The organism is Streptomyces sp. NPDC002055 (assembly GCF_040296705.1).
Lineage (GTDB): Bacteria > Actinomycetota > Actinomycetes > Streptomycetales > Streptomycetaceae > Streptomyces.
Map to the genome: position 1 here is coordinate 59,886 of NZ_JBEOXS010000025.1, position 22,869 is coordinate 82,754.

Below are 22,869 nucleotides of genomic sequence, written 5' to 3' on the forward strand. Positions count from 1 at the left end.
AGTGCTAGGAATCGCATATGCCGCAAGATTCCTCGCAGGACGGCTCCCGGGCCCCGCACCGGGTCGTCGTGGTCGTGGACGAGAACTCGAACCCGTTCGAACTCGGCTGCGCCACTGAGGTGTTCGGCCTGCACAGACCCGAGATCGGCCGCGACCTCTACGACTTCCGCCTCTGTTCGCCCGAGCCGCTCACCCGGATGCGCGACGGGTTCTTCGCGCTCACGGGCGTCGCCGGCCTGGAAGCGGCCGATACGGCGGAGACTCTGATCGTCCCCAACCGGCCCGACACCGAAGTGCCCCGCCGTCCGGCCGTCCTCGACGCCGTACGGCGTGCCCACGAGCGCGGCGCACGTCTGGTCGGCTTCTGCAGCGGGGCCTTCACCCTCGCCGAGGCCGGAGTCCTCGACGGGCGCCGGGCCACCGCGCACTGGCAGTGGGCGGGGGATTTCCGGGACCGCTTCCCCTCGGTCCGGCTCGAGGAGGACGTGCTGTTCGTGGACGACGGCGACATCCTCACCGCCGCGGGCAGTGCCGCCGCCCTCGACCTCGGGCTGCACATCGTCCGCCGCGACCACGGCGCGGAGATCGCCAACTCCGTGAGCCGTCGCCTGGTCTTCGCGGCACACCGGGACGGCGGACAGCGGCAGTTCATCGAGCGCCCGGTGCCCGATCTGCCGGACGAATCCCTGGCGCCGGTCCTGGCCTGGGCGCAGGAACGGCTGGACGCACCGCTGACGGTGTCCGACCTCGCCGCCCGTGCCGCGGTCAGCCCGGCGACGCTGCACCGGCGCTTCCGGGCGCAGGTGGGGACGACGCCGCTGGCGTGGCTCACGGGGGAACGTCTGGCCCTGGCCTGCCGGTTGATCGAGCGGGGTGAGGCGCGGTTCGAGGTGGTGGCCCGGCGCAGTGGGCTGGGCACCGCGGCGAATCTGCGCGCGCTGATGCGCCGTGAGACCGGACTCGCCCCTTCGGTGTACCGGCAGCGATTCGGCCCGGTGGCGGGCTGGGGGAGGCGGGTGCCCCGCGCCGGAGCCCGGCCGTCGCCATCGGCGTGATTCCGGGCGCGCCGGACGGTTCGGCGGTCGTGTGGAGCCCGACGGCCCCGATGAGCACCGGCCGGAACTGACAGGCGCGGGCAGCCGGGACCTCTCCGCCCCTGGTGAGAGCCGCACGCGTCGGCCCGGTCGACGGGGCCGGGCGTGCAGGACCCCGGCCGCAGGCCGCAGGTCACGTCCCCGGTGCGGAGCACCTGACGACAAAACGGTTCGCACACCGACGCCGGGCTCTGCTGTTCTGGAGCTGTTCGCCACCACGGAGCAGTTCCCCCAACACGGGGCTGCTCCCCGACGCGGGGAGAGAGCATGACCGCCGACGGATGCGAGTTCTGTGCCATTGTGCAGGGTCGGGCCGAGGCGAGCGTCGTCCACGAGGACGACGCGGTGGTGGCCTTCATGGACCTCCGGCCCGTCACGCCGGGCCATCTGCTGGTCGTTCCCAGGGCACACGCAGTGGGCCTGCAGGACCTGGAGGAGCCGCTCGGTGCCCACGTGTGGACTGTGGCCCACCGGCTCGCCGGTGCGCTCCGCAGCTCGGACCTGCGCTGTGAGGGCATCAACCTCTTCCTGGCCGACGGGGAGGCCGCCTTTCAGGAGGTCTTCCACGTGCACCTGCACGTCTTTCCCCGCTTCGCCGGCGACAGCTTCCGGATCGACGCGGACTGGAGGGTACGGGAGCGGGGCGAGCTCGACGAGAGCGCCGCCGCGGTCCGCGCCGGCCTCGCCGCACAGGGCGATCGCCGAGCCCGCCGGCGCGCGGTGGGGTGACGGGGTGGGCAATGTGTTCGACGGGGGCGACGGCCGGTCCCTGTACCTGTCCAACGGTGGCACCGAGGTCTTCGTCGACGTGCTCATGCTCGCCGTGTCGGACCTTGCCGCCACGCCCTGGCACTTCCGGTTCGCCTCGCTGGTGACGCTCCAGGACCAGAACATGATGGGCCGTGGGACGGTGGGGTTCTCCCTGGAGGACATCGACTGGAGCCCGTCGCCGGAGCAGGCGAGGGAGTTCGTGCTGCGGGCCATCGACCTCGCCCTGACCGGGCACCGCCGGGACGAGCTGGGCTACGACCCGCCGCACGTCGATCACTACCTGCGCGATTTCCGGGACCTGGTGGCGGCCTTCCGGGCTCCCGATGAGCCGCGGGACCAGGGGGAGTTCCCCGGCCCGGAGGAAGCGCTGGTGGCCTCCTGCGTGCGGCACCGGCTCCTGAGCGGCCTTCCCCACTGGGACGGGTGCCTGCTCTGCGTCCGTCCGTGACAGTCCACGTGCGGCCCGCCCCTCTGCGCTCCCCCAACCCTCCAGCGCCTGACGCAGTACGGCCGGCCCTTGAACCCGGAGACGTCTTGTGACAGGGGTCACATCAAAGGGAAAACCCGCCGTGCGGGCCGGGCGTCTAGCAGGTGTGAAAACAGTGAGGGCAGCGCTGCACGAGCAGGACGAGGAGCGCCTCGTCCGGCTGGTGGCCAAGGGCGACCGCGCCGCATTCGAGGAGCTGTACCGGCGGACGTCGCCGTGGATGGCGGTGCGGCTGCGCCGCCGGTGCGCGGACGAGCAGATCGTCGCCGAGGTCATGCAGGAGACGTATCTGGCGGTGTGGCGCGCCGCGGGCGCGTTCGCCGGGAGCGTGGCCGGGGGGACGGCCGTGGGCTGGCTGTGGACGATCGCGGCGCGCCGCCTCGTCGACGCGTTCCGGCGCCGGGCCCACCACGCGGAGCCGCCGCCCGCGGCTGCCGCGCGGCCCATGGCGCCCGCCGCCGAGGAGGAGGCGCTCGCGGCCACCGTCGGCGGCGATGTCGGGGACGCGCTGCGGCGCCTCGCGCCGGAGCTCAGACAGGTACTGCAGGCCATGGTTCTCGACGGGCTGTCCGTCCGGGAGACCGCGGTCCTGCTCGGACTGCCCGAAGGCACGGTCAAGACCCGTGCCCGCCGGGCCCGGATCGCGATGCGGAGGGCGCTGACATGAGCGGGGAACACGCGTCGATGCGGATCATCGACGGTTACGCGCGCGGCGACACGGACATCGCCGCCGACGAGGTGTGGGCCCTGGAAGCCCACTTGGAGGCGTGCCGGGTGTGCCGGGACCGGCTGTCGGCGGCCGTCTCGGAACAGGCGCCCGATGTGGCGGCGCTGGTCGGCACCGTGTGGTCCGGCCTCGAACCGCAGCTGGACACCACCCCCTCGATGCCGCGGCAACGGCTCCGGCCGGCACGGCTGTCGAGGTGGCTGACGCCCACGATGGTGCCGTGGCTGGCCATGGTCGTGAGCGTGACGCTGGCCGCGCTGCTGCTCGACCTGGCCGGCACCGGACCCGGCGAGGTGTCGCTGATGCTGCTGCTCGCCCCGGTCCTGCCGGTGCTCGGTGTCGCGGCGTCCTGGTCGCACGGCCTCGACCCGGCATACGAGCTGACGGCGTCGGCACCCCGGGCCGGGCTCTATCTGGTACTGCGGCGCACCGTGTCCGTGCTGGCCGTGGTCGTCCCCGCGCTGCTGGTGGCCGGCCTGGTGACGGGGGTGACGGCGGGACAGTGGCTGCTGCCCTCCCTGGCCTTCACCTCGGCGACCCTGGCGCTCGGCGGGGTCATCGGCGTGACCCGTGCCGCTGTCGCGCTGGTGGCCGTGTGGGCCGCCGTGATCGTGGCGCCGACCCTGGCCACCAGCCGTACGACGTTCGCCCTGCAGTCGGGCGGACTGCCCGTGTGGGCGCTGATCCTCGCTCTCGGTACCGGTGTCGTGATCGCCCGCAGGGGCGCGTACTCCGTGCTGGGAGCCCATCGTTGACCATCGGGAAGGAACACCTCATGATGCGCACGGTCAGCGCGGCCGACATCGCACCGACGACCTATACGCGGGAGATCCAGGCCATCGGTCTGAAGGTCAGAGCCGGCCGGAGACGGATGGCCGTCGACGGGCTCGACCTGTCGCTGGGCACCGGTGTGCACGGTCTCCTCGGCCCCAACGGGGCGGGCAAGACCACCCTCATCCGGGCGCTGGCCACGGTGCTGCGCCCTGCCGAGGGCACCCTGGAGCTGCTCGGCGAGTCCGCGACCGGCACGGGCGAGCACCGTGCGCTGCGGCGCCGGATCGGCTATCTGCCGCAGGAGTTCGGCTACTACAAGCGCTTCACGGTGCGCGAGTTCGTCGAGTACATGGCCTGGCTGAAGGAGGTGCCCCCGGCGGACATCCCCGCGGCGGTGCAGCGCGCCGTGGAGCGGGTGGGCCTGGCGGACCGCGCCGACGACCGGATGAAGGCCCTGTCGGGCGGGATGGTGCGGCGCGTCGGCATCGCCCAGGCCATCGTCAACGAGCCGGCGGTCCTGCTGCTGGACGAACCGACCGTCGGCCTGGATCCGGCACAGCGGCTGCGCTTCCGCGAGCTGTTGCAGGAGCTGGGCAGGGACACCTGTGTGGTCGTCTCCACCCATCTGGTGGAGGACGTCGCCGCCGCCTGCACCGACGTGGTGCTCTTCGCCGAGGGCCGGCTGGTCTTCCAGGGCACCCCGGACGAGCTGGCCGCGGCGGGCGGCCCCGAGCACGTGGGCGACAGCCCGCTGGAGCGCGGGTACTCGGCGCTGCTGCTCAGCCCCGAGCAGGGAAGGAATGCCTGGTGAACGCCCGTGTCCTGCGCATCGAACTGAAGCGGTCCGCCGCCCCGTGGGCCGGTGGCGTCGTCCTGGCGGCCGCGCTGGCGTTCCTGTATCTGATTCCCGGACTCTGGTGGAACGGCACCGCGCGGTGGACGGCCCAGTGGACGTCCCTGGCCATGTGGACCCGCTCCCTGCTGATCCTCCTGTGGCCGCTCGCCGTGGGGTTCGGGGCGCTCCAGGGGCTGCGCGACAGCCGTTCGGGGATGACCGAACTGCTGACGACCACACCGCGGCCCGCCCGGCACCGCGCTGCCATGCCGGCGGGCGCGACCGCGCTCACGCTGGCCTCGGCGTTCGCGCTCCTCGTCCTCGTGGGCGGGGTCCAGGTGCTCGCCGGCACCGCGTACACGCACCTCGGCTGGCTGCCGGTCTCGCTGGTGGGGGCCCTGTCCCTGGTCGCGGGGGCGCTGCTGGGCATGGGCGTCGGGCGGGCTCTGCCGTCGCCCCTCACTCCGCCCGCGCTGGCCGTGGCGGCCTTCGTGTTCACCAACCTCCTGCGGGTGTCGGACAGCCCGGCGGTACCGGAGGCGGGGGTGCCGAACCCGGTCTCGCTGCTGTCACCGGCCGTGGCGCAGGTGCGGGAGACGCTCCTCACGCTCTCCGTCCCGGTGCACCTCGGGCAGACGGTCTGGCTGCTCGGGATGGCCGCCACGGGCTTCGCTCTGCTGGTCGCCGCGACCCCGCGCACCCGGCTGCTCGCCCTCACCCCCGTGCTGGCGGGTGCGGCGATCGCCCTGCTCGTCCTCCCCGCCGACGCGCGCCGGACGTACGTCGTGGACAAGGCCGCAGCGGCGATGGTGTGCGACGGCCCGGTGTGCGTGGCGAAGACGCACCAGGCGCGGCTCGCCGATATCGCGGGCCCCGGCAAGAAGGCGCTGCGTCTGCTGCGCGACGCCCTGGGCGACCGGGCTCCGGTCTCCATCCGGGAGAGCACCGCCCTGCGGGCGCAGGGCGCGACGCCGGAGCGGTCCCGCACGGCTGTGCTCGTCGACTTCGACGACGGGATCGTCGCCGACGCCGAGGGCGAGCGACTGACCCGGGCCCTGGTCGCCCTGGGCATGGCGCCGACGTGCGCCCCCCGCAGCGATCGCGAGGGCGGCATGCCCGACGAGATCGCCGCGCAGGGTGTCGCGGCGGGCTGGGTCCTCGGCGGCCTCGAGCCCCTCCGCGGAACCGAGCACCGGGTGCGGGACCAGCTCGCGTTGGCCCGTCCGGTGTGGAAGGAACTCCGGGCGCTGCCGCGGGCCGAACAGCAGTCGCGGATCACTGCGATGCACGCCGCCGCGGTGACCTGCGAGGACCACCCGCTCCAGGTGCTGGCCGAGGGCGGTTCCCGGTGAGGTGGCTGACGCTGTACGCGCGTTCGCGGCAGGTGCCCGCGTCGCTCGCCGTGGTGGTGCTCAGCGCGGTGACGGTGTGGACGCTCGCCCGGGACGGCGGCGGAGTGCCCGGTGACCCGCAGGTGCCCGTCCTCGTCCTCGTGGCGGGGGTGACGGCGGCGTCGGTCGGACTGGGCGGGCAGGATGTCGCGCTGGACCGGACGGCCGCGGTCCGCTGGGTGCCCCGGAGGGCGGTGCATGTGCTGCTGATCGGCACGGTCGTCGGCGCGGTGCTGTCGGCGGTGCAGGCCGTGGGCGGGGGCGACCTGGCCACCACCGCGTTCGTCGTCCGCGACAGTGCGGGGCTGATGGGGCTGGCCGCGCTCGGGGCGACGGTGTGCGGGGCGCAGTACGCGTGGACGCTGCCGATCGCGTGGCTGTCGTTCTCCTTCTTCGCCCCGTCCCCGACGAGTGTGCCGCTCCAGGTGATGGCCTGGACGGTGCTGCCGCCCGGCACGGCGGCGGGCACCTGGACGGCCCTGGTCCTCGCCGTCGTCGGCACGGTGGTCTACGCCGTCGCGGGACCGAAGCGGTAGCCCGGCCGGCCGCGCCACGCCGGTGAGTTCCGCCGCGCCTCGCGGCGGCCGGACACCGCACCCCGGAGAATGATGCGCCTGCCGCACCGACCGACGCTCACGTCCGGTCGGTGCGGCAGGTGTCATGGGGTGCGGCCTCCCCCGGCGCGCCTCGCTTCGTCGGCCGCCGGGCCGGACGGGCTCAGGGCTGGTACGCCTGCGCGAGGGCACACGTCCAGATCACGGGCCGGGATGCCCCGCGGGCGTCGGCCGCCCAGCCGCCGACACGGCCGTCGTCGCTGACGGCGTACGCCTCGGAGGCGCCGTCGCGCGCGAGCCTCGGCAGCGCCAGCAGCGGACCGGAGCCCGGCCAGATCTGGGCCTGCACGGGCGGGGCCGACTCCGGCGGGAAAGGCCCGTCGAAACTGCTGTCCTGGGCCGTGCCCACACTGACGTTCGTGGTGGGGCTGACGGCCTCGAACGTGCCGCTGGTCCGGCCCGCGAGGAGCCCCGGCCGGGTCTCGCTCTCGTAGGGCGGCAGCCAGTGGACGGGGCTCTGGATGTCCAGCCGTGAGTAGTCGTGGGTTCCCACGATCCGTCCGCTGTCGTCGATGTCCTCGGGCGACCAGAAGTCGTACGGGACTCCGGCCGGCCAGTAGGGTTTGAGCGGCACGGCCGGGGCGTTGCCGCGGGCGGGCCAGAGGAGCCCGGCCGTCCAGGACTCGTCGTTCGCGAAGGCTTCGCCGGACCCGACGATGCGGCCGGCCTCGTTGATGCCGGTGACCTCGATCAGCCTGTAGCCGGCCGGCAGGGCCGGCCTGCGCAGTACGCGGGTGCCGGTCCATACGACACCGGTGAGCGCGCCGCCCTTCGGGCCCTCGCCGACGATGAGGCCACGGTCGTTGACGTCCGCGGCCCGGGAGCCGCCGGGCAGCAGGGCGACCGACCGTGCCCCGGCCCGGTAGCTGAACGCGGCGGACCCGCCGGGCTTCCGGAGGCTGCCGACCATCAGGCCCCCGCTGTTGACCGCCTCGACCTCACCACCGGTGTACCCGGCGGGAAGCGGCACCCGGTGCACGCGGGTGCCGGTCCAGTACACCGGGAGGCCGCGCGAGGTGCCGACGGCGGTACCGCCGGGCCCGAGTCCCTTGACCCGGTCGGCCTCGCTGCTCGCGGTACCGGGCAGGGTGCCCAGGACCTGGATGGCGGGCCGGCATGTCCCGGCGGCGCGTTCCGTCTCCCGCGCCTGCGCCGGAACGGCCGTCAGCAGCGGGGCGAGAAGTGCCGTCACGGCGGCCGCGCCCCAGGCTCGGACAGGTCTTCGCATGGTGGTCTCCTTCCTGCGGAGCACCGAAGGGGCGCTCCGTCCGCAGGCATGCTCCTCGCGAACACACCGGAAGGACACAGGAACCACACATTCCCCGGTGTACGCGTCGATAGACGGGCCGCATTCGGTCACATCGGCCGGAATTACTCGATGAGTTGGTGCGCTGCGCTCCGGCCGGTAGTGAAAACCTCATCGTCACGCCGCCGCAGCGGAACAGGGGAATCGACGAGGCTCTCCTCGATGCCCTGGATGCCCTGGATGCCCTCGAACAGCGCTCCCGCAGCTCCGGATTCAGCACGCTCGTCGTCCGTCTGTCAGCACGCTCATCGTCCGGCCGTCGGAGCGGAGCAGCCCGCTCTGCCGGCGCTCCGGCTACGGCTCCTCCGACGAGCCGGCGGAACTGCCGATCACCACCTGATGAGGCCCCCGTCCGGGACGGAACGGCCGCCGGGGCAGAGGCCGGGTCAGCCCTCGTGCCCGGCGGACCAGGCTCCGGCCGCCGAGCGCAGTGCGGTGAGGCAGCGGTTCACCGTCCGGCGCTCATGGCTGCCGCGCCGGATGAAGGCGACGACCCGGCGGGTGGGCCGGACGTCTCCGGTCAGCGGTACGCGGACGACGTCATGGCCGGCCGGGACCGGCACCAGACGGGGAATCAGGCAGATTCCGAGGCCGTGGGAGACGAGGGCCGACACCGCGAACCAGTCGACCGCGTTGTGCGTGATCCGGGGCACGAATCCGGCGGCGGAACACGCCGAGAGCAGCAGCTGGTGCTGGTCCCGGGGGTCGCCCGCCCGCAGCCAGCTTTCTTCGGCGAACGCGCCCAGCTCGACGGCTTCCTCTCCGGCGGCGGGGTGCTTGGCCGGAACCAGCAGGTCCTGCGGTTCCTCGAGCAGGGCGTGCTGTTCGACGGCTTCGTCGTCGGGGGACGGCGCGTCGGCGGCCGGAATGGTGACGACGATGTCCGCGCGTCCGGTGAGCAGCAGCCGGATCCGGTCCTCCTCCGGGTCCTCCCCGATCTCCACGGTGAGGGCCGGGTACTGCTGCCCCAGCAGCGCGGCGGCCGGCGCCACGAGCCTGGACAACGCGCTGGCCACAGCCGAGATCCTGATGCTTCCGGCCCGCTCCTCGCGGTGCGCCTCCAGGTCGGCTTCCGCCTGTTCCCAGTGGGCGAAGAGGACATCGCTGTGGCGGAGCAGGGTGTGTGCGGCGGCGGTGAGTCGCACCCTGCGCCCGTCGGGCTCCAGCAGCGTCACTCCGAGGTCGGCCTGCAACTGGCGGAGTTGCTGCGAGACCGTGGACGGAGTCAGGTGCAGCGTCTCTGCCGCGGCAGTGACGGTGCCCGTCGCGCTGAGGGCGCGCAAGGTCTTCAACCGGCCGTCGATCATGTGGGACCCCCGAACAATGTCGTGCAAAAAGCTTCGATGGACTGAGAACAATGTGGCTGCTGACACTGGCAGCATGACGATCTCTCGCCACGTCGACCAGACGTTTGCCGTCCCTCGCTTCGCCGGAGCCGTCGACACGGAGGCCGTCGCCCGCGGTGTGGACCCACGCGGGTGCACGGCTCACCGCCGGAGGGCCATGCGCACGTCCCGGGCATCGGCATGACGGGGTCGCTGCTCGCGGGCCTCTGGGCGGGCTTCGGACTCGCTGTTCCGGTGGGCGCCGTCGCGGTGCTGATGGTCTCCATGACGGCCCGGACCTCCTTCCGTCACGGCGCCGCCGCGGCGATGGGCGCGGCCGCCGCCGACGCCTGCTACGCGCTGGCCGCGGTGCTCGGCGGCCGTGGGCTCGCGTCGGCGGTGGCCCCGGTCGCCGCTCCGTTGCGCCTGCTCGCCTCGGCCGTCCTCGTCTGCATCGCGGCACGGATCGTGCTGCGGGCCCTGGCAGCGCGACGGCAGGGTGCGGCAGCGAACCACCGGACGCCGGAGCGCGCCAGAGCTCTGACGCCCTGGCGTGCCGGCCTCCTCTTCCTCGGCCTGACCGCGCTCAATCCGTGGCCGGCCGTCTATTTCGTCGCCCTGGTGCTCGGCCGGCAGACCCCGGGCGTCGGGGACCCCGGGCGGACCGCCGTCTATCTGACCGGTGTGGTCCTCGCCTCCGCCGGCTGGCAGTTGCTCCTCGCAGGAAGCGGCAGACTGCTGGGCGGGGTCCTGACGGACGACCGTGGCCGCTTCGTCACGGCCATGGTGTCCGGGCTGCTGATCGTAGGGCTGTCCGTGAGCGTCGCGTTCAGCGGATGAGGCCCCGGTGGATGAGGCGTCGGCGATCAGCCCTCTCGGGCCGGGCGCCTGCCTCCCGGTGCGGTGCATCCCACCGCCCCCGGTGCGGTGAGTCGCACCGCCTGCCCCCACGGGAGCGCGGACGCCGGAGCCCGTTCGTCCGAAGTCGCCGGGATCTCATGGCTCTTCGGATGAGCGGGCTCCGGCCAGGGCCACGAGGGTGGGAACGGACGCAGCCGCGGCCGGTGAAAGAGCCCCGGTCAGGCTGCCGCGAGCCGCGCGATCTCCCGGGGGCGGGCTTCGCGCTCGTCGAAGTCGATGTCGAGCCCCGCGGCCACCACAGCGGCGAACGACGCGGCGCAGTCCTCCTCGGACTCCCACTGCACGATCGAGATCACCGCTTCCTCGGACACCCAGCAGTCCGCCGACAGGCATCCCGGTGTCCGGCGGAATTCCTCGGCGACCCGGTGAACGCGGGCGATGAACTCCTCGCGGTGAGCGGCGTGCGGGTAGTGGCTCGCCACCATGCCGACCTTCATCTGTTTCTCCTGGTGTTTCCCGATGGTGTTTCCCTTGGTGCGTTTCTCGCCGGGCCGATGCGCCGCCGTTGTACGGACCGGCGGTCGGCTCGGTCAGCCGTTGCTGCAGCTCGTTGCGCTGCCGCACGGACCTGCCGTGGAGCACGGAGCCCGGCCCCCCGTGGGTCGGGCTCCGGCATCCGGTCACATGTCGGTGCAGATGGTCTTCAGGCGATTGCCCTTGAAGGTGGCGGCCTGGACTCCCGCCTCGAAGATGCCGCGATCGGACGTGGCGCTCGTCCACCACGACTTGTAGACCCCGTCGCCGACGGCCTTGCGCCAGCGGCCGTAGGTGCGTCGCCCGTTGACGTCCTCGATCACGAACCGGACCCTCGCGTGGCGCCCGTCCGCCTGGATGTCCGCCACGTCCAGGCGGACGGAAAGGGTCTGGCCGGGATCGCTCCAGTTGTGGATGACCGCGCCACCCGACGCGCCCGACGGACTCTCCGGTGTCGAGCAGCCCCGGTACTCGGGTTCCGGATCGACCGCGGCGCGCGCCGCGGTCCTTCCGTCGTGCGGTGTCGCGGCCTGCGCGGGAACTCCTGCCAGGACGGCTGTCCCCGCGGCGGCGACGGCCACCAGCCGGACGGCCCTCGTGGTGATCTGCATTGCCGATTCCTCCCGTTCACCCTCCGGAGACGGCCGCGCGGCGGCGCCGCGGTGGAACCGGCCGGTCGCCCGCACCATCTCCCGGAGGAAGATGTGCATCCCCTCCCGAACGATGATGGCGCCCGGCTCCGGTAGGAGAATCCGCCCTCGGGCGGAGCCGGGCCCTGCCGCTCCGCCAAATGGGCGAGGCGCTCCTGCTGGAATCCGGGGGCGGCCGCCCGGTGCGACGCCCCCGGAGGGCGTTCCCCGGTCCGACGCCCCGGGCGCCGCGGGCCCACCCGCCACCGCACCCGCCGTCGTCGATCGCCCCGGGCTCCGGGTCCGCGGTGCGGCTGCCGCCGACCGGTGCGGTCCTCCGCCTAGTCTCTGCTCCGTGACGTGGTTGCGAGCGCTGCGGGAGGTCGTGCGTTCCGGGCTCACGGTCGAGCGGACGCGGCTGGAGCCGCTGATCGCCCTGCGTGCGGCGGCGGGCGTGGCGATCGTGATCGGGCTCGCGCTGTGGCTCGACTCTCCGGCGTACGCCGCGTCGGCCGCGTTCGGCGCGTTCTCCGCGGGCTCCTCGACATTCCAGCGCAGCTGGCGGCCGCGCAAAGTGATCGCGCTGGCCGCGGGCGCCGGTCTGGGGATCAGCACGTTCGTCGGCTACGTCGCGTCGGGGCACACCGCGACGTTTCTGCTGCTGCTCGCCGCCTGGGCGTTTCTCGCCGGGATGGCCTGGGCGGTCGGCTCGACCGCCGGGATCGTCGCCACCACGACGGTCGGCATCATGATGGTGACCGTCACCCTGCCCACCAGCGTTCAGGGGGCACTGGAGCACGCCGCGGTCATCGCCTTCGGCGGCCTGGTGCAGGCGACGCTGATTCTGCTGTTCCCCATCCGCCGGTGGGGCGCGCACCGTGACGCGCTCGCCGACGCGCTCGCCGCGATGTCGGACTACGCCCGGCGGCTGCGCCACGACCCCACGGCCGCCTTCGGTCCGGAACCGATGATGACGGCGCGCAGCGCGGCCGCCGTCACCCCGTCCCAGGCACGCACCCGGCCGTCCGTTCTGCACGGGCCCCGCGGCCTGGCGGAACACATTCGTCCGGCGGTCGCCGCCGTCGCCGACCCACGCGTCGGGGCCGCCGCGGAGGGCCCGGAACGGGACCGGGCGCGGGAGCTGCTGAACGCCGCCGCGGACGTCCTGGACGCCGCCGCCCGTTCCATCCGGCACGGCACCCCGGTCGAGGCACCGGCCGAGGCCATGGCGGCGCTGCTGATCGACGAGGGCGACGAAGTGCTGACGGGGCCGGCGCGGCAGGCCGCGATCACGCTGGCGGACCTGCTCATCGAGGTCCTGGACACCGCCGACAGCGGCATGTCCCACCACGAATCCGCCTTCGCCGGGGAAGCGCAGCTGATCCGGCCGACCATGTTCCGTCTGGTGCCGGTCGTGCTCGGCGCGGTGCGCCGGGAACTGCACCGTGACTCGCGGGTCCTGCGGCACGCGGTGCGTCTCGCGGCGGTGGCCACGCTCGGCTATCTGCTCGGCACGGCGCTTCCGCTGGGTCACGGCTACTGGGTACCGGTCACTTCGGTGATGGTCATGCGGCCGGACTTCCACCAGACGTACGCCCGTGCCGTGGCCCGGTTCACCGGGACCCTGGTGGGTGTCGGGCTGGCCACGGCCGTGGTGCAGGTGGCCCACCCGGGCGCCTATGTGTCCGGCGGACTGGCCGTGGTGTCGGCCGCGTTGATGTACCTGCTGATGCGCACCGGATACGTGGCCTCGCAGTCCTTCGCCGCGGCGTATGTGGTCCTGCTGCTCGGCATGGCGGGCGAGGCGTTGCAGCAGACGGTGCGGGACCGGCTGCTGCTGACCCTGCTCGGCGGGGTGCTGGCGATGCTGGCGTATGTGCTGCTGCCGGCCTGGGAGACACCGCAGTTGCTGGACCGGCTGGCGGACTATCTCACCGCGAACGGCCGCTATGCGGCGGCCGTCGTCCGCAGCTTCGCCGAGCCCGACGAGCGGCGCCTCGCGGACGTGCGCCATACACTGCTGGCGAGCCGCGAGGCCAACGCCACCTGGGACGAGTCGCTGCGCCGGGCCAAGCAGGAACCGGTCCGGCACCGGGGCCTGAACCGCAGGGAGGCGGAGGAGGCCCAGGCGGCGCTCGAATCGATGGGGCGGGCCGCGATGCTGCTGGAGACCCATCTGCCGGAACACGGGGCGCGCCCGGTCCGCGAGGCCGCGCGCTTCGCCGATGCCCTGGAGGCGGACACCGCCCAGGCGGCGCGGGCCGTTCGGGAGCGCCGCAACCCCGACTGGCGCCGGGTCGAGGACGCACTCGACGCCTGGGAAGGCACCGGCGACGGCGGCGATCCGGTGGTGCGGCGCGGGGCGGAACTCCTGCTGGGCGCCCTGGAGGAGCTGGCGGCCGCGGTCGCCAGAACGCCGCTGGAACGGGATGTCGAGTCGTCCCGGGAGCAGTGAGCGGGGAACATCCGGGCAGGCGGGCCGGGGCCCGGCGGGGCCCTGGGCAAAGTGGTCAGCGCATCCCCGGCAGGTGACGCAGTTCGCCGACCTTCATCAGCCGAGCGAGAAGAAGGTACGCCGCCGCCGTGGTGAGCACTCCGGCGGCCAACGCGGCCATGGTCGGCCCCGTGCCGGTTCCCAGCCCGGTGCACCCACGGGCCGCGGCCCAGCCCAGCACCGCGGCCGGTCCGGCGGCGCACAGCAGCTTCCCGTAGGTGCGCCGCAGCGCTCCGTCGTCGATGCGACCGCCGAGTCTCCTCCGCAGCAGGCGGGCGGTGAGGACGAGTCCGGCGAGGTGGGAGAGCGCATAGGCGCCGGCCATCCCGACCACGGCCCAGCGTGCCGGCAGCAGGAGGTGGCATGCCGTGGCCAGCACGATGTTGACCACGGCGATCCAGGCGGCCATGAGGAAGGGCGTGCGTGTGTCCTCGAAGGCGTAGAAGCCGCGCAGCATCAGATACTGGGCGGAGAACGGGATGAGACCGAGCCCGAACGCCTGGAGCATCTGGCCCAGCGGACGGGCCGATGCGGCATCCGCCGCCCCATGGGCGAACAGCAGCGCCGATATCAGTGGCCCCAGGGCGAGGAAGAGGAAGGCGGCGGGCACGATGACGACGCCGCTGATCCGCAGGGCCCGGGACAGGTCGGCGCGCAGATCCGGTATGCGTCCTTCGGCGGCGGCCCGGCTCATACGGGGCAGCAGCGCCGTCACCAGGGACACGGTCACGATCGACTGCGGCAGCATCCAAATGGTCTGCGCGTAGGTGTAGGCCGTGTAGCCCGCGCCGGCCCGGGGCAGCTCCTGGTCGGCGGCGTTGGCATAGTTCGTGACCACGGTCAGGGCGACCTGATTGGCCAGGACGAACAGCAGAGTCCACTTGGCCGCGTGGACGCTCTTCCCCAGGCCGGTGCCGCGCCAGTCGAACCGTGGCCGGAACCGGAATCCCGCCGCCCGCGCGAACGGGATGAGCGCGAGGGACTGCACGGCGATGCCCGCGGTCGTCCCGATCCCGAGCAGCCGCACGTGGGCACCGGTGATGTCGTCCACCCGGTCGGGGACCGTCATCAGCCCCAGATAGGCGGCGAACATGCCGACCAGCACGACATTGTTCAGCACCGGAGTCCACATCATCGCGCCGAACCTCTCGCGGGCGTTCAGGATCTGTCCGTAGATACTGAACAGGCCGTAGAAGAAGATCTGCGGCAGCAGGAACCGGGCGAAGGTCACCGTCAGTTCGAAGGCCTCGTGCTGCTCCGGGCTGTCCCGCATGTACAGGCCCACGATCTCCGGCGCCGCCCAGACGGCAAGGGCCGTCCCCGCCGCCAGGACACACACCACGAGCGTCACCAGTCGCTGCTCGTACGCCCGCCCGCCATCGGGCTGCGTCGCCCGGGCACGCACCAGCTGCGGCACCAGCACGGCGTTGAGCGCGCCACCGATCAGCAGCGTGTACAGGCTCGTGGGCACCGTGTTCGCCGTGTTGTACGTGCTGGCGAGCAGTCCTGTGCCCAGGGCCGCGGCCTGCAGTACCTGGCGGATCAGCCCCGTCGCCCGTGACACCACCGTGCCCAGGGCCATCAGGAGGGACGCGCGCGCCGGCCCTCCGTTGCCCTTGTTCCCCGGGGCGGCGTCCCGCCCCTTTTCCCGGTGCTCCAACGGAGCAGTCTGCGCTGCGGTGTTCGCCCCCTCGACCATGCCGCCAACCTACGTCCCCGCGGTCCCCCGGCCGTCATGCACCCTGCGGTTCTCCGCGGTCGTGCAACGACGCCTCGGCCGGAGCCCTTTCCGGGACCCCGGCCGAGGCGTCTGCCGCACTTGCCCCCTGCCTTGCTGCGGGACGAGCGGGCGCACCGTTCAGGAAGTCAGACCTCAGCCGGCCTTGCCCTCGTCGACCTTCAGGGCCGCCGCCAGTCCCGCGAGGTTGGTCCGGACGTCCTTGGCCGACTGGGAGCACTCGGTGCTCGGCTCGCCGTTCTTGGCGCACTTGGCGACCCGGTAGGTGACGCGTGCGCCGTCCATGGCCTCGGTCTTCGCCGTGGCGGTCGGGTAGACCTCGGCCCCGCCGAGCGTCTGGAGCTGGCCGGAGAGCTTTCCGACGACGCCCATGGTGGTGTCGATCGTCCGGGCACACGCCTGTGTGGTGGGGGTGCTGCAGGTCTTCCAGTCCAGCGTGCCGCTCAGGCTGCGGATCTTCTCGCCCCAGGCGTCGGCCATGTGGCCGGCCTTCGGCGTGGGTACGGCCGCCTCCTTGCCGATGGCGGGCTCGGCGTGCGAGCCGCCGTCCCCGTTGTCGCCGGATCCGCCGCCGCATGCAGTGACGGTCGTGGCGGCGAGCAGGAGCAGCAGGGCTGCTGCGGTAGAACGCATGGGTGTCCCCCAGAGTGCTGTGGATGCGGTGAGCGTACGCCACCCGGGGGCGCCGGTATCCCGGTACCCACCGACACACCGAACGCACCGGACCTCCCCACTGCCTCGGCCTCGCACACGCCCCACAGGTGGGGAACAACGGTTCGCGGGCGAGGCGGAGGGGTTCGAGGGTGTCCGCTCGTCGCAGGCCCTCGGGCGCAGCGGGCTCCGTCGGCGGGTTCCGTCGGCGCGCCCCGTGACCGCCGCACCTGTGACCGGCCCGCCCCATGCCTGGCCCGCCACATGTCTTTCTTGCCCCGCGATCGTCGAGCCCCGTGACCGTCCCGCCCCATCCCCTGTCACCGCGGTGTCGCGTCACCGCGGACCGCCCCGCAGCCGGAGGGCTTCCGGGGCGGAGGGCCTCCGGCCAGGGCGCGGGGCGACTCAGCGCCGTAGTGCCCACTTCTGCACGGACTCCAGCGGACCGGTGGAGAACCGGCGCAGCCACAGTGTGGAGCCGATCATGAGGAAGGCGCACACCCCGGCCCACAGCCCCATCACCCACCAGGGGCGGCCGGCGTCTCCCCAGCGGTCGGCGAGGCCGAGTCCGATGCCGTAGCAGAGCAGCATGCACAGCAGGTTCTGCAGCACGTAGGAGGAGAGGGCCGTCCGGCCGACGGAGGTGAGCCCCGTGGTGAGCGGGCCCGGGCGCCGCACCCGGCTCACCAGCGCACCGATCACACCGATGTAGCCGACCGCCATCAGTGGAGCGGCGCAGTACCGGCCCAGCAGGAAGAAGTCCTGGCCGCCCACGGCGGTTGCCACGGTGAGCGGTGCCCCGAGGCCCAGGCCCCAGCCGAGCATCCGGGCGCGGATCCGCCGGCCCGTCTCGTCCATCCCGAACGCACCCGCCCGGAACAGCCGTACGCCGAGCAGGAACAGCAGGACCAGGAGCCCGAAGGAGAGCACCGGCTCCAGGCGCAGCGCGAGGGCGTTCTCCAGCCGGAAGGCGATCTGGTCGGGGTAGCTCCCGTGCGCGTACAGGTCGACGACCCGCTGGGACACGCCGCCTCCGCCGCCGTCTTCCTCCTGACCGGCCCCCACCAGCAGCGCGGTGAACGCTCCCATCAAGGCCAGGTGCAGCCCTCCCGCCCACCACATGACGCGGCGTCGTGTGCGTTCCGACCGGGCCAGCAGCCGGGCGACGAGGAGTGCGGTGACCGCGTACCCCATCAGGACGTCCCAGGCGAAGACGAGCACGAAGTGCACGGTGCCCTCGGCGAACAGGAACAGCGCCCGCCACTTGTAGCGGCCCGGCCAGGGTTGTCCGCGCCGGGCGGCGGAGTCGAACTGGATCGCGAGGCCGACGCCGAACAGGATCGTCAGCATCGAGAGGAACTTCCCGTTCGCCACGAGCTGGAACAGGCTCTCGGCCACCGCCGCTACGGACCCGTAGCCGGCGTTCCCGGCGCCGTTCTGCAGGATCCCCCACTCGGCGCCGGGACCGGCGAAGATCCATACATTGGTCATCAGCGTGCCGAGAATCGCGGTCCCGCGCAGGACATCGAGCAGGGGAAGCCGGCCACCACCGGTGCCGGGGGAATGAGTCGGTGGGCGCAGGGTCTGGGTCATGCCTTCATCGTCGACGCGCCCCGACCGGCATTCCTCGTGAGCACAGACGAACCGCACTACATCGAAAGATGCATCCGGCGGGAGAGGGGCTTCCTTCTGCGGTCGGAGGGACGGGCTTCGCGCGGCCATCGGGCAGCAGGCCTGTCCGTCGCTTCCGGACCTCTGCGGTTCACAGGGCACTCGGGACTCAGCGGAGCACGGCGGCAGGGCTGCCGAGCTCTGTCCGCCCGCCCGAAAGCCTTGCCGCGCCGCTCCCCCCTTGCAGCGCCGATGAGTTCGCATTGCGTGACCCGCCACGCCCCGTTAGCGTGACCACACCCTTAATGCGCCTCTCGGGGCGTTAGCGAAGGGACCCGCCACCCGCACGGCACGAAGACCCCCCTCTTCCCGAGAAGGCCCGCCTCTTCCGGCCGGAGACACAGGAGCAGCCGTTTCCATGCGCATCGTTCACGGAGCGGACCTCGCTCCCCTGACGACCCTGGGGATCGGCGGCCCGGCCGCCGGCCTCGTCGAACTGCGGGACCTCGCGGACCTGCCCGACATCGTGACGTACGCGCGGCAGGAGATGGACCGCCACGGCCCGCCGGTCGCCCTCGGACATGGCAGCAACGTCCTGGTGAACGACGCCGGATGCTCCGCTCCGGTCCTGCGGATGGCCAACCGGGGCATCCGCCGGCCCGGGGCGCGGGACGAGGACCGGGTTCAGGTCGAGGTCCAGGCAGGGCATCCGCTGGCGGACCTGGTCGCCGCCACGGTCGCCGAGGGCCTCACCGGCATGGAGATGCTCACCGGCATCCCCGGCACGGTCGGCGCCGCTCCGGTCCAGAACGTCGGCGCCTACGGCCAGGAGGTGTCCGACACCCTCGTCGAGGTGCGGGCGTGGGACTGGCGGCTGAACCGGCACGTCACCCTGTCGGCGGCGGCGTGCGAACTCGGCCACCGCACCAGCGTGTTCAAACGATCCCGGCGCCGGCTCCTGCTGAGCCTGGTGTTCTCGCTGCGGCGCTCCGCCCTGAGCACGCCCGTCCGGTACCGTCAGGTGGCCGACATGCTCGGTGTTCCGCCGGGCAGCCGCGTCCCCCTGGCCGAGGCGGCTCGCGCGGTGCTCGCCGTGCGTCGCACCAAGGGCATGGTGCTGGGCTCGTCGCTACACGATGAACGTTCGATCGGCAGCGTGTTCCTCAGTCCGGCGATCCCGCCGTCCCGGGCCGGCGAACTACGCGCGGCCGGCGCCCCGGTGAACCGTTTCCCCGACGGCTCGACCCGGGTGAGTGCGAGCCGGCTCATCCGGGACTCGGGCTTCGGGCTCGGCAGTCCGGTCGTCCGCGGCGTGCAGATCTCCGCACTGCACCCCACGCTGGTCGCCGGGGACGGCGCCACGGCCGCCGACTTCGCCAGAGCCGTCGACATCGTGCGGCGCCGCGTCCTGGAGCGCACCGGAGTACTCCTCTCCCCCGAGATCGACTATCTCGGGGACTGGGAGCCCCCTTACCGGCTCCGTCGACTCCGGCGGTGGGAGCGGGGCCCGGCTCCCACCGCCGGTGAGAGCTGACGGGGACACCGGCGCCTCGGAAGGGCGCCGAGCACTCGGCGGCTGGGCCCGGGAACGGCCGGAATGCGGTGATTTCCGTCGAGGAGCCGACCGCCACGGTCGCGCTGCGCTCCCGGATCCGGGCGGACGGTGTCGGCGCCCTCGGCGGCGAGCGAGCGGGGGCACGGGCTCCAACACCCGGGGCGGCGGGAGCCTGCCGGGCATGCCCCCGGACGGATCAGCGGGCCGACGAGCCGCGCGGGCGAAGCGGACTCCGGCGCCCGCCGGGCGGAACGAACCGCGTCATGACTGGTCGAACAGCAACGAGGCGACGGCGTTGAGCGTGACCCCGATGCCGATGCCGCCGACGGTCCAGCCCAGGGCGCGGGCGCTGTTCCTCGTCAGCCAGTCATTGACCCGGCGCAGCACCGGATCGGCCCGGTGGTGGGCGGCGAAACGTGCCACGGCCAGCACGATCGCCGGGAGCGTCATCACCACGCAGTAGCCGGCGAGGACGGCGCCGGTGAGGGGCACGGTGATGTCCGCTTCGGCGATCAGCCCCACCGCCGCGAGGTAGGGCAGCATCGTGGCAGCCTCCAGCCCAACGGCCGTCATGGCCAGGCCCATCAGCCCACCGACACCCCCGTCCCCCGACATGGCCCGGGCCCGCCAGCGGCGCACCCGGCCCGGGGTGTCGTCCTGGCGCCGGGCTCTGGCCTCCAGCCAGTAGCTCCAGGCGATGACGAGGACGCCGCAGACGAGCTGGCCGAGCCGCAGGTGGGTCGCCGGTATCCCGTCGAGGACTCGCCGTACGGCCTCGAGGGCGGCGTCGGCACCGAGCGTCAGCAGCACCCCGATGCAGAAGTACGCCCCGGCCACGGTGGCCAGATAGGCCACGATGCGGCCCGGGCGCAGCCTGCCGGGCGTCAGCAATAACCAGACGGGTATGAGAAGCGTCCCGAAGCTGGCGCTGTCCAGCAGGGCGAGGCCCACCAGCGCCGCGGTCAGCGCCCCGCTCATCGGGCCGTACCCCCGTCGAAGAGCCGGTCGACGTACTGTGTCAGCGCTGTCCGCAGGGCCGTCGGTTCGAACCTCGTGCCGGTGGCCGCATGGTGCAGACACAGTCCGTCCACGAACGCGACCAGCGCGGCGGCTTCGGTCGCGGTATCGGCGGCGTCCGTGAGCTCTCCGGCCCGTTGCGCGCCCGCCAACGCTTCGGCGACGCCGTCCACCATGGCCAGTGTCGCACCCTGGTGGACGGCGGCCATCCGCGGATCGCTGAGCGAGGCCTGGATGAGGCTCAGCCAGACCCGCAGTTCATCGCGGCGTTCCGGGTCCAGCGGGAGGAAGGTCTCCATCAGCCGCACGACGGTCCCCCGCACCGGGAGGCTGACGGCGACCTGCTGCACCCGCTCCTCGGCACGCCGGTAGACGTACTCGACGCCGAACCTCAACAACTCGTCCTTGGTGCGGAAGTAGCGCTGCACCAGCCCCACCGACACCCCCGCCTCCTCCGCCACGTCCGCCAATGTGGCCCTCGCCAGCCCGCGCTCGGCCACGACGCGCACCAGCGCGGCGGCGACCTGATTCCGGCGGACGTCGGCATCTGCATGTCTCGTCATGAAAAAATAGTGCCACATTATTTCTCTAGGGTCATCTGACAGCCGCGTCACCGACGGCCACCCCGCCCCGGTCGGCAGACACCTCGACACCGCCGCCTGGAGTGACCCGGCCGTCGGTGAGCTCCTGGCACGGGGTGATGCGGAGCGGTATCGGGCATGCGGCGTCGCCGTACGGGCAGCAGTGCCCCCGCACGATTACGGAGGCCGGATTCCGGGTGCAGAGTGCTCGTCCCGGCGAACGCGCTGTCGGCACACGCCGCTCACTTCCGCCCCGTCGACGCCGTCAGGTCGGCGTCGAGTTCAGTGCGCCAGTGTGCGGACATCCGCCCGGCCAGGACCATCGCGGCCGCGGCGGGCAGCTGCGCCCGGAGGAAGGCACGCAGTGCGCAGTGGCCGCCAGCCGCGCCTCCCAGGCCTCGACGTCGGCCTCGGTGACCGCTCCCTCGGAGTCCCACCGTGCGGTCTCCAACAGGTGCCGGGCAGCCCACGTCTCGGCTTCCACAGTCCGTATGCGCACATCCAGTTCGCCGTCGACGGTGAGGTCCGCTTCCTCGCCCCGGACGATCCGGTCGAGTGCGTCCCGTATCTCGTCATGGATGTCGATGCGGGACTCCACCGCCAGCCGGACCAGTTGGGCTGCGACCGCCGCGCGCAGCTGGTCCGGCGGCGTGCGCTCGATGAGTTCGGCCAAGTCGAAGTCCCGCTCGAAGTGCGCGGGTTGCCACCTCTCCTCGTCGATCCCTTCCAGCAGGGGAAGCAGCAGCGCACTCGTCAGCTCCTCGTCCGTGTCGCGGTCGGGGGCGTGGACGATCTCGAAGTCCTCCTCCAGCCCGGTCAGGAGCCGGAGATACGCGTCTGCCGTCCCCGGCCGGACCTCGGCGCCGAACCTGTGCGTCCGGCCGGCCGCCGGCCCGACCGTGCAGTCCTCGTCCGACGGCGCAGCGATGTGGCGGAAGTCCTGCGGCTGCGGCACGCCGTCCTGATGAACGGTGACCCGGACGTCAGGAGGCTCCGTCGTCAGGGAGACCGCCCTGGTGCCCTGGGAGAGCCGCCGCAGCACTTCGGGCCTGCCGAATTGGGCCGCGCCGGCTTCCTGTGTCGCATAGGCCCACCCGTCGATGGAACCCGCACGGACCAAGGGCCGGGCTGCGGCCCACAGCGCGGCGCCCGACTCCCGGGCCTGTCGCCGAGTACGGGCGCGGACCGTGTCCGGTATCGCTCCCAAGCGGCGCAGCAGTTCGGCCGGGGTGATGCCCGCCACGAAGACCGTATCCGGGTGGGCGTACGGCGCCTCGGCGGCGGGCTCGGAGCTGTCGGCGGTGATGGTGGCGTACCAGCCGAAAACATGCCCCGCGGGCGCCTGCCCCTGTACCCGGTCCGGGCCGTCGGCGTTGTCCTGGACGGTCTCCACGGCGATGTCCGGTTCGGCGGCCGCGGCGGCCAGCGCCAGCGGGGAGACGGGAGCGGGAAGGGTGGTCCTTTCCTCCTCCCAGACCAGCACACCGCCGGCAGCGACCGGGACTCGCCCGTCGAACGGACGGCCGCACTCCAGAGCGTCGGCGTAGTCGGCCAGCAGATGCCGCAGCGAGGGCCACGGCGTGAAGGAGGAACCCGTCTCGTCGAAGTACTGGCCCACGCGGCCGAAGTCCCTGCCGGGCCGGCAGGAGAGGAAGAGACCGTCCGAGGTCTGCCAGCCGATGCCGAGGCTGATCAATAACCAGTCCTGGCTCCAGTAGGGGACCAGTTCGTCGTCCACCTCTTCATGCGGTACGTCGCCCCGCCCGGCGCTCCCGTCAGGACGGTGACCGTCGCCCTCGCTCCGGTCGGCTCTTCCCTCGGTCCGGCCGCGCGGCTCCCGGTGTCCGCCGGTGCCTTCGCGGCACACGTCGTCG

21 protein-coding genes are annotated in these 22,869 nt (G+C 72.9%); 11 read left to right on the plus strand and 10 right to left on the minus strand.

Annotated elements, in window-relative coordinates:
* Positions 1-17: 17 nt before the first annotated feature.
* From ABT112_RS17630 to ABT112_RS17665, 8 genes are all read left to right on the plus strand, one after another.
* Positions 18-1,055 (plus strand): GlxA family transcriptional regulator, encoded by a 1,038-nt coding sequence (locus tag ABT112_RS17630; protein ID WP_351510499.1) that lies wholly within the window; start codon positions 18-20, stop codon positions 1,053-1,055.
* A 306-nt stretch (positions 1,056-1,361) separates the two neighbouring features.
* Complete coding sequence (locus ABT112_RS17635; protein ID WP_351510501.1) at positions 1,362-1,823, plus strand: HIT family protein; 462 nt, start codon at positions 1,362-1,364, stop codon at positions 1,821-1,823.
* A gap of 4 nt (positions 1,824-1,827) precedes the next feature.
* Complete coding sequence (locus tag ABT112_RS17640; RefSeq protein WP_351510503.1) at positions 1,828-2,313, plus strand: hypothetical protein; 486 nt, start codon at positions 1,828-1,830, stop codon at positions 2,311-2,313.
* 154 nt (positions 2,314-2,467) lie between these two features.
* The gene (locus ABT112_RS17645) at positions 2,468-3,019 is read left to right on the plus strand and encodes an RNA polymerase sigma factor (protein ID WP_351510505.1); all 552 of its coding nucleotides are present in this window, start codon (positions 2,468-2,470) and stop codon (positions 3,017-3,019) included.
* Positions 3,016-3,834 carry a zf-HC2 domain-containing protein gene (locus ABT112_RS17650; protein ID WP_351510507.1) on the plus strand — a complete coding sequence of 273 codons (819 nt, stop codon included), beginning with the start codon at positions 3,016-3,018 and terminating at the stop codon, positions 3,832-3,834. The genes ABT112_RS17645 and ABT112_RS17650 overlap by 4 nt, the downstream gene beginning before the upstream one ends.
* A 20-nt stretch (positions 3,835-3,854) precedes the next feature.
* Positions 3,855-4,664 (plus strand): ABC transporter ATP-binding protein, encoded by an 810-nt coding sequence (locus ABT112_RS17655; RefSeq protein WP_351510509.1) that lies wholly within the window; start codon positions 3,855-3,857, stop codon positions 4,662-4,664.
* A complete protein-coding gene (locus tag ABT112_RS17660) occupies positions 4,661-6,040 on the plus strand; it encodes a hypothetical protein (protein WP_351510511.1) in 1,380 nt (459 codons plus the stop codon). The genes ABT112_RS17655 and ABT112_RS17660 overlap by 4 nt, the downstream gene beginning before the upstream one ends.
* Complete coding sequence (locus tag ABT112_RS17665; RefSeq protein WP_351510513.1) at positions 6,037-6,615, plus strand: hypothetical protein; 579 nt, start codon at positions 6,037-6,039, stop codon at positions 6,613-6,615. Before ABT112_RS17660 ends, ABT112_RS17665 begins: the two co-directional genes overlap by 4 nt.
* 181 nt (positions 6,616-6,796) lie before the next feature.
* On the opposite strand, the gene ABT112_RS17670 is transcribed toward ABT112_RS17665, so the two are convergent.
* Both ABT112_RS17670 and ABT112_RS17675 read right to left on the minus strand, forming a co-directional pair.
* Positions 6,797-7,921 (minus strand): hypothetical protein, encoded by a 1,125-nt coding sequence (locus ABT112_RS17670; protein ID WP_351510515.1) that lies wholly within the window; start codon positions 7,919-7,921, stop codon positions 6,797-6,799.
* 464 nt (positions 7,922-8,385) lie between these two features.
* Complete coding sequence (locus ABT112_RS17675; protein WP_351510517.1) at positions 8,386-9,333, minus strand: LysR family transcriptional regulator; 948 nt, start codon at positions 9,331-9,333, stop codon at positions 8,386-8,388.
* A 144-nt stretch (positions 9,334-9,477) separates the two neighbouring features.
* On the opposite strand from ABT112_RS17675, the gene ABT112_RS17680 reads away from it, so the two are divergent.
* On the plus strand, positions 9,478-10,164 hold the full coding sequence (locus ABT112_RS17680) for a LysE family transporter (protein ID WP_351510518.1): 687 nt from the start codon (positions 9,478-9,480) through the stop codon (positions 10,162-10,164).
* Positions 10,165-10,403: 239 nt separating this feature from the next.
* Here ABT112_RS17680 and ABT112_RS17685 read toward each other — a convergent pair whose 3' ends face one another.
* Together ABT112_RS17685 and ABT112_RS17690 are read right to left on the minus strand one after the other, a co-directional pair.
* Entirely contained in the window at positions 10,404-10,682 is a 279-nt protein-coding gene (locus tag ABT112_RS17685) for an antibiotic biosynthesis monooxygenase family protein (protein ID WP_351510520.1), read from the minus strand.
* 183 nt (positions 10,683-10,865) lie between these two features.
* On the minus strand, positions 10,866-11,330 hold the full coding sequence (locus ABT112_RS17690; RefSeq protein ID WP_351510521.1) for a hypothetical protein: 465 nt from the start codon (positions 11,328-11,330) through the stop codon (positions 10,866-10,868).
* Positions 11,331-11,703: 373 nt separating this feature from the next.
* On the opposite strand from ABT112_RS17690, the gene ABT112_RS17695 reads away from it, so the two are divergent.
* Positions 11,704-13,803 (plus strand): FUSC family protein, encoded by a 2,100-nt coding sequence (locus ABT112_RS17695; protein ID WP_351510523.1) that lies wholly within the window; start codon positions 11,704-11,706, stop codon positions 13,801-13,803.
* A 55-nt stretch (positions 13,804-13,858) separates the two neighbouring features.
* Here ABT112_RS17695 and murJ read toward each other — a convergent pair whose 3' ends face one another.
* From murJ to ABT112_RS17710, 3 genes are all read right to left on the minus strand, one after another.
* Positions 13,859-15,541: a murein biosynthesis integral membrane protein MurJ gene (murJ, locus tag ABT112_RS17700; protein ID WP_502975380.1), complete on the minus strand. Its 1,683-nt coding sequence runs from the start codon at positions 15,539-15,541 to the stop codon at positions 13,859-13,861.
* A 174-nt stretch (positions 15,542-15,715) separates the two neighbouring features.
* Positions 15,716-16,213 carry a hypothetical protein gene (locus ABT112_RS17705; RefSeq protein ID WP_351510525.1) on the minus strand — a complete coding sequence of 166 codons (498 nt, stop codon included), beginning with the start codon at positions 16,211-16,213 and terminating at the stop codon, positions 15,716-15,718.
* 423 nt (positions 16,214-16,636) lie between these two features.
* Positions 16,637-17,824, minus strand: coding sequence for a DUF418 domain-containing protein (locus ABT112_RS17710; RefSeq protein ID WP_351510527.1), 1,188 nt, complete (start codon positions 17,822-17,824; stop codon positions 16,637-16,639).
* Between the two features lie 436 nt (positions 17,825-18,260).
* Between ABT112_RS17710 and ABT112_RS17715 the strand changes: the two genes are divergently transcribed.
* Complete coding sequence (locus ABT112_RS17715) at positions 18,261-19,376, plus strand: UDP-N-acetylmuramate dehydrogenase (protein ID WP_351510529.1); 1,116 nt, start codon at positions 18,261-18,263, stop codon at positions 19,374-19,376.
* 282 nt (positions 19,377-19,658) lie between these two features.
* On the opposite strand, the gene ABT112_RS17720 is transcribed toward ABT112_RS17715, so the two are convergent.
* The 3 genes from ABT112_RS17720 to ABT112_RS17730 form a co-directional block, all read right to left on the minus strand.
* Positions 19,659-20,375 carry a GAP family protein gene (locus tag ABT112_RS17720; RefSeq protein WP_351510531.1) on the minus strand — a complete coding sequence of 239 codons (717 nt, stop codon included), beginning with the start codon at positions 20,373-20,375 and terminating at the stop codon, positions 19,659-19,661.
* Entirely contained in the window at positions 20,372-20,977 is a 606-nt protein-coding gene (locus tag ABT112_RS17725; RefSeq protein ID WP_351510533.1) for a TetR/AcrR family transcriptional regulator, read from the minus strand. Before ABT112_RS17725 ends, ABT112_RS17720 begins: the two co-directional genes overlap by 4 nt.
* A 283-nt stretch (positions 20,978-21,260) precedes the next feature.
* A partial coding sequence (locus ABT112_RS17730; RefSeq protein WP_351510535.1) for a hypothetical protein occupies positions 21,261-22,869 on the minus strand: 1,609 nt, incomplete at its 5' end.

Excerpts from the sequence above, each read along its gene's own strand:
- ABT112_RS17630 (WP_351510499.1), top strand. The coding sequence starts at position 18 with ATGCCGCAAGATTCCTCGCAGGACGGCTCCCGGGCCCCGCACCGGGTC.
- ABT112_RS17635 (WP_351510501.1), top strand. The coding sequence starts at position 1,362 with ATGACCGCCGACGGATGCGAGTTCTGTGCCATTGTGCAGGGTCGGGCC.
- ABT112_RS17650 (WP_351510507.1), top strand. The coding sequence starts at position 3,016 with ATGAGCGGGGAACACGCGTCGATGCGGATCATCGACGGTTACGCGCGC.
- ABT112_RS17655 (WP_351510509.1), top strand. The coding sequence starts at position 3,855 with ATGATGCGCACGGTCAGCGCGGCCGACATCGCACCGACGACCTATACG.
- ABT112_RS17670 (WP_351510515.1), bottom strand. The coding sequence starts at position 7,921 with ATGCGAAGACCTGTCCGAGCCTGGGGCGCGGCCGCCGTGACGGCACTT.
- ABT112_RS17685 (WP_351510520.1), bottom strand. The coding sequence starts at position 10,682 with ATGAAGGTCGGCATGGTGGCGAGCCACTACCCGCACGCCGCTCACCGC.
- ABT112_RS17690 (WP_351510521.1), bottom strand. The coding sequence starts at position 11,330 with ATGCAGATCACCACGAGGGCCGTCCGGCTGGTGGCCGTCGCCGCCGCG.
- murJ (WP_502975380.1), bottom strand. The coding sequence starts at position 15,541 with ATGGTCGAGGGGGCGAACACCGCAGCGCAGACTGCTCCGTTGGAGCAC.
- ABT112_RS17705 (WP_351510525.1), bottom strand. The coding sequence starts at position 16,213 with ATGCGTTCTACCGCAGCAGCCCTGCTGCTCCTGCTCGCCGCCACGACC.
- ABT112_RS17710 (WP_351510527.1), bottom strand. The coding sequence starts at position 17,824 with ATGACCCAGACCCTGCGCCCACCGACTCATTCCCCCGGCACCGGTGGT.
- ABT112_RS17715 (WP_351510529.1), top strand. The coding sequence starts at position 18,261 with ATGCGCATCGTTCACGGAGCGGACCTCGCTCCCCTGACGACCCTGGGG.
- ABT112_RS17720 (WP_351510531.1), bottom strand. The coding sequence starts at position 20,375 with ATGAGCGGGGCGCTGACCGCGGCGCTGGTGGGCCTCGCCCTGCTGGAC.
- ABT112_RS17725 (WP_351510533.1), bottom strand. The coding sequence starts at position 20,977 with ATGACGAGACATGCAGATGCCGACGTCCGCCGGAATCAGGTCGCCGCC.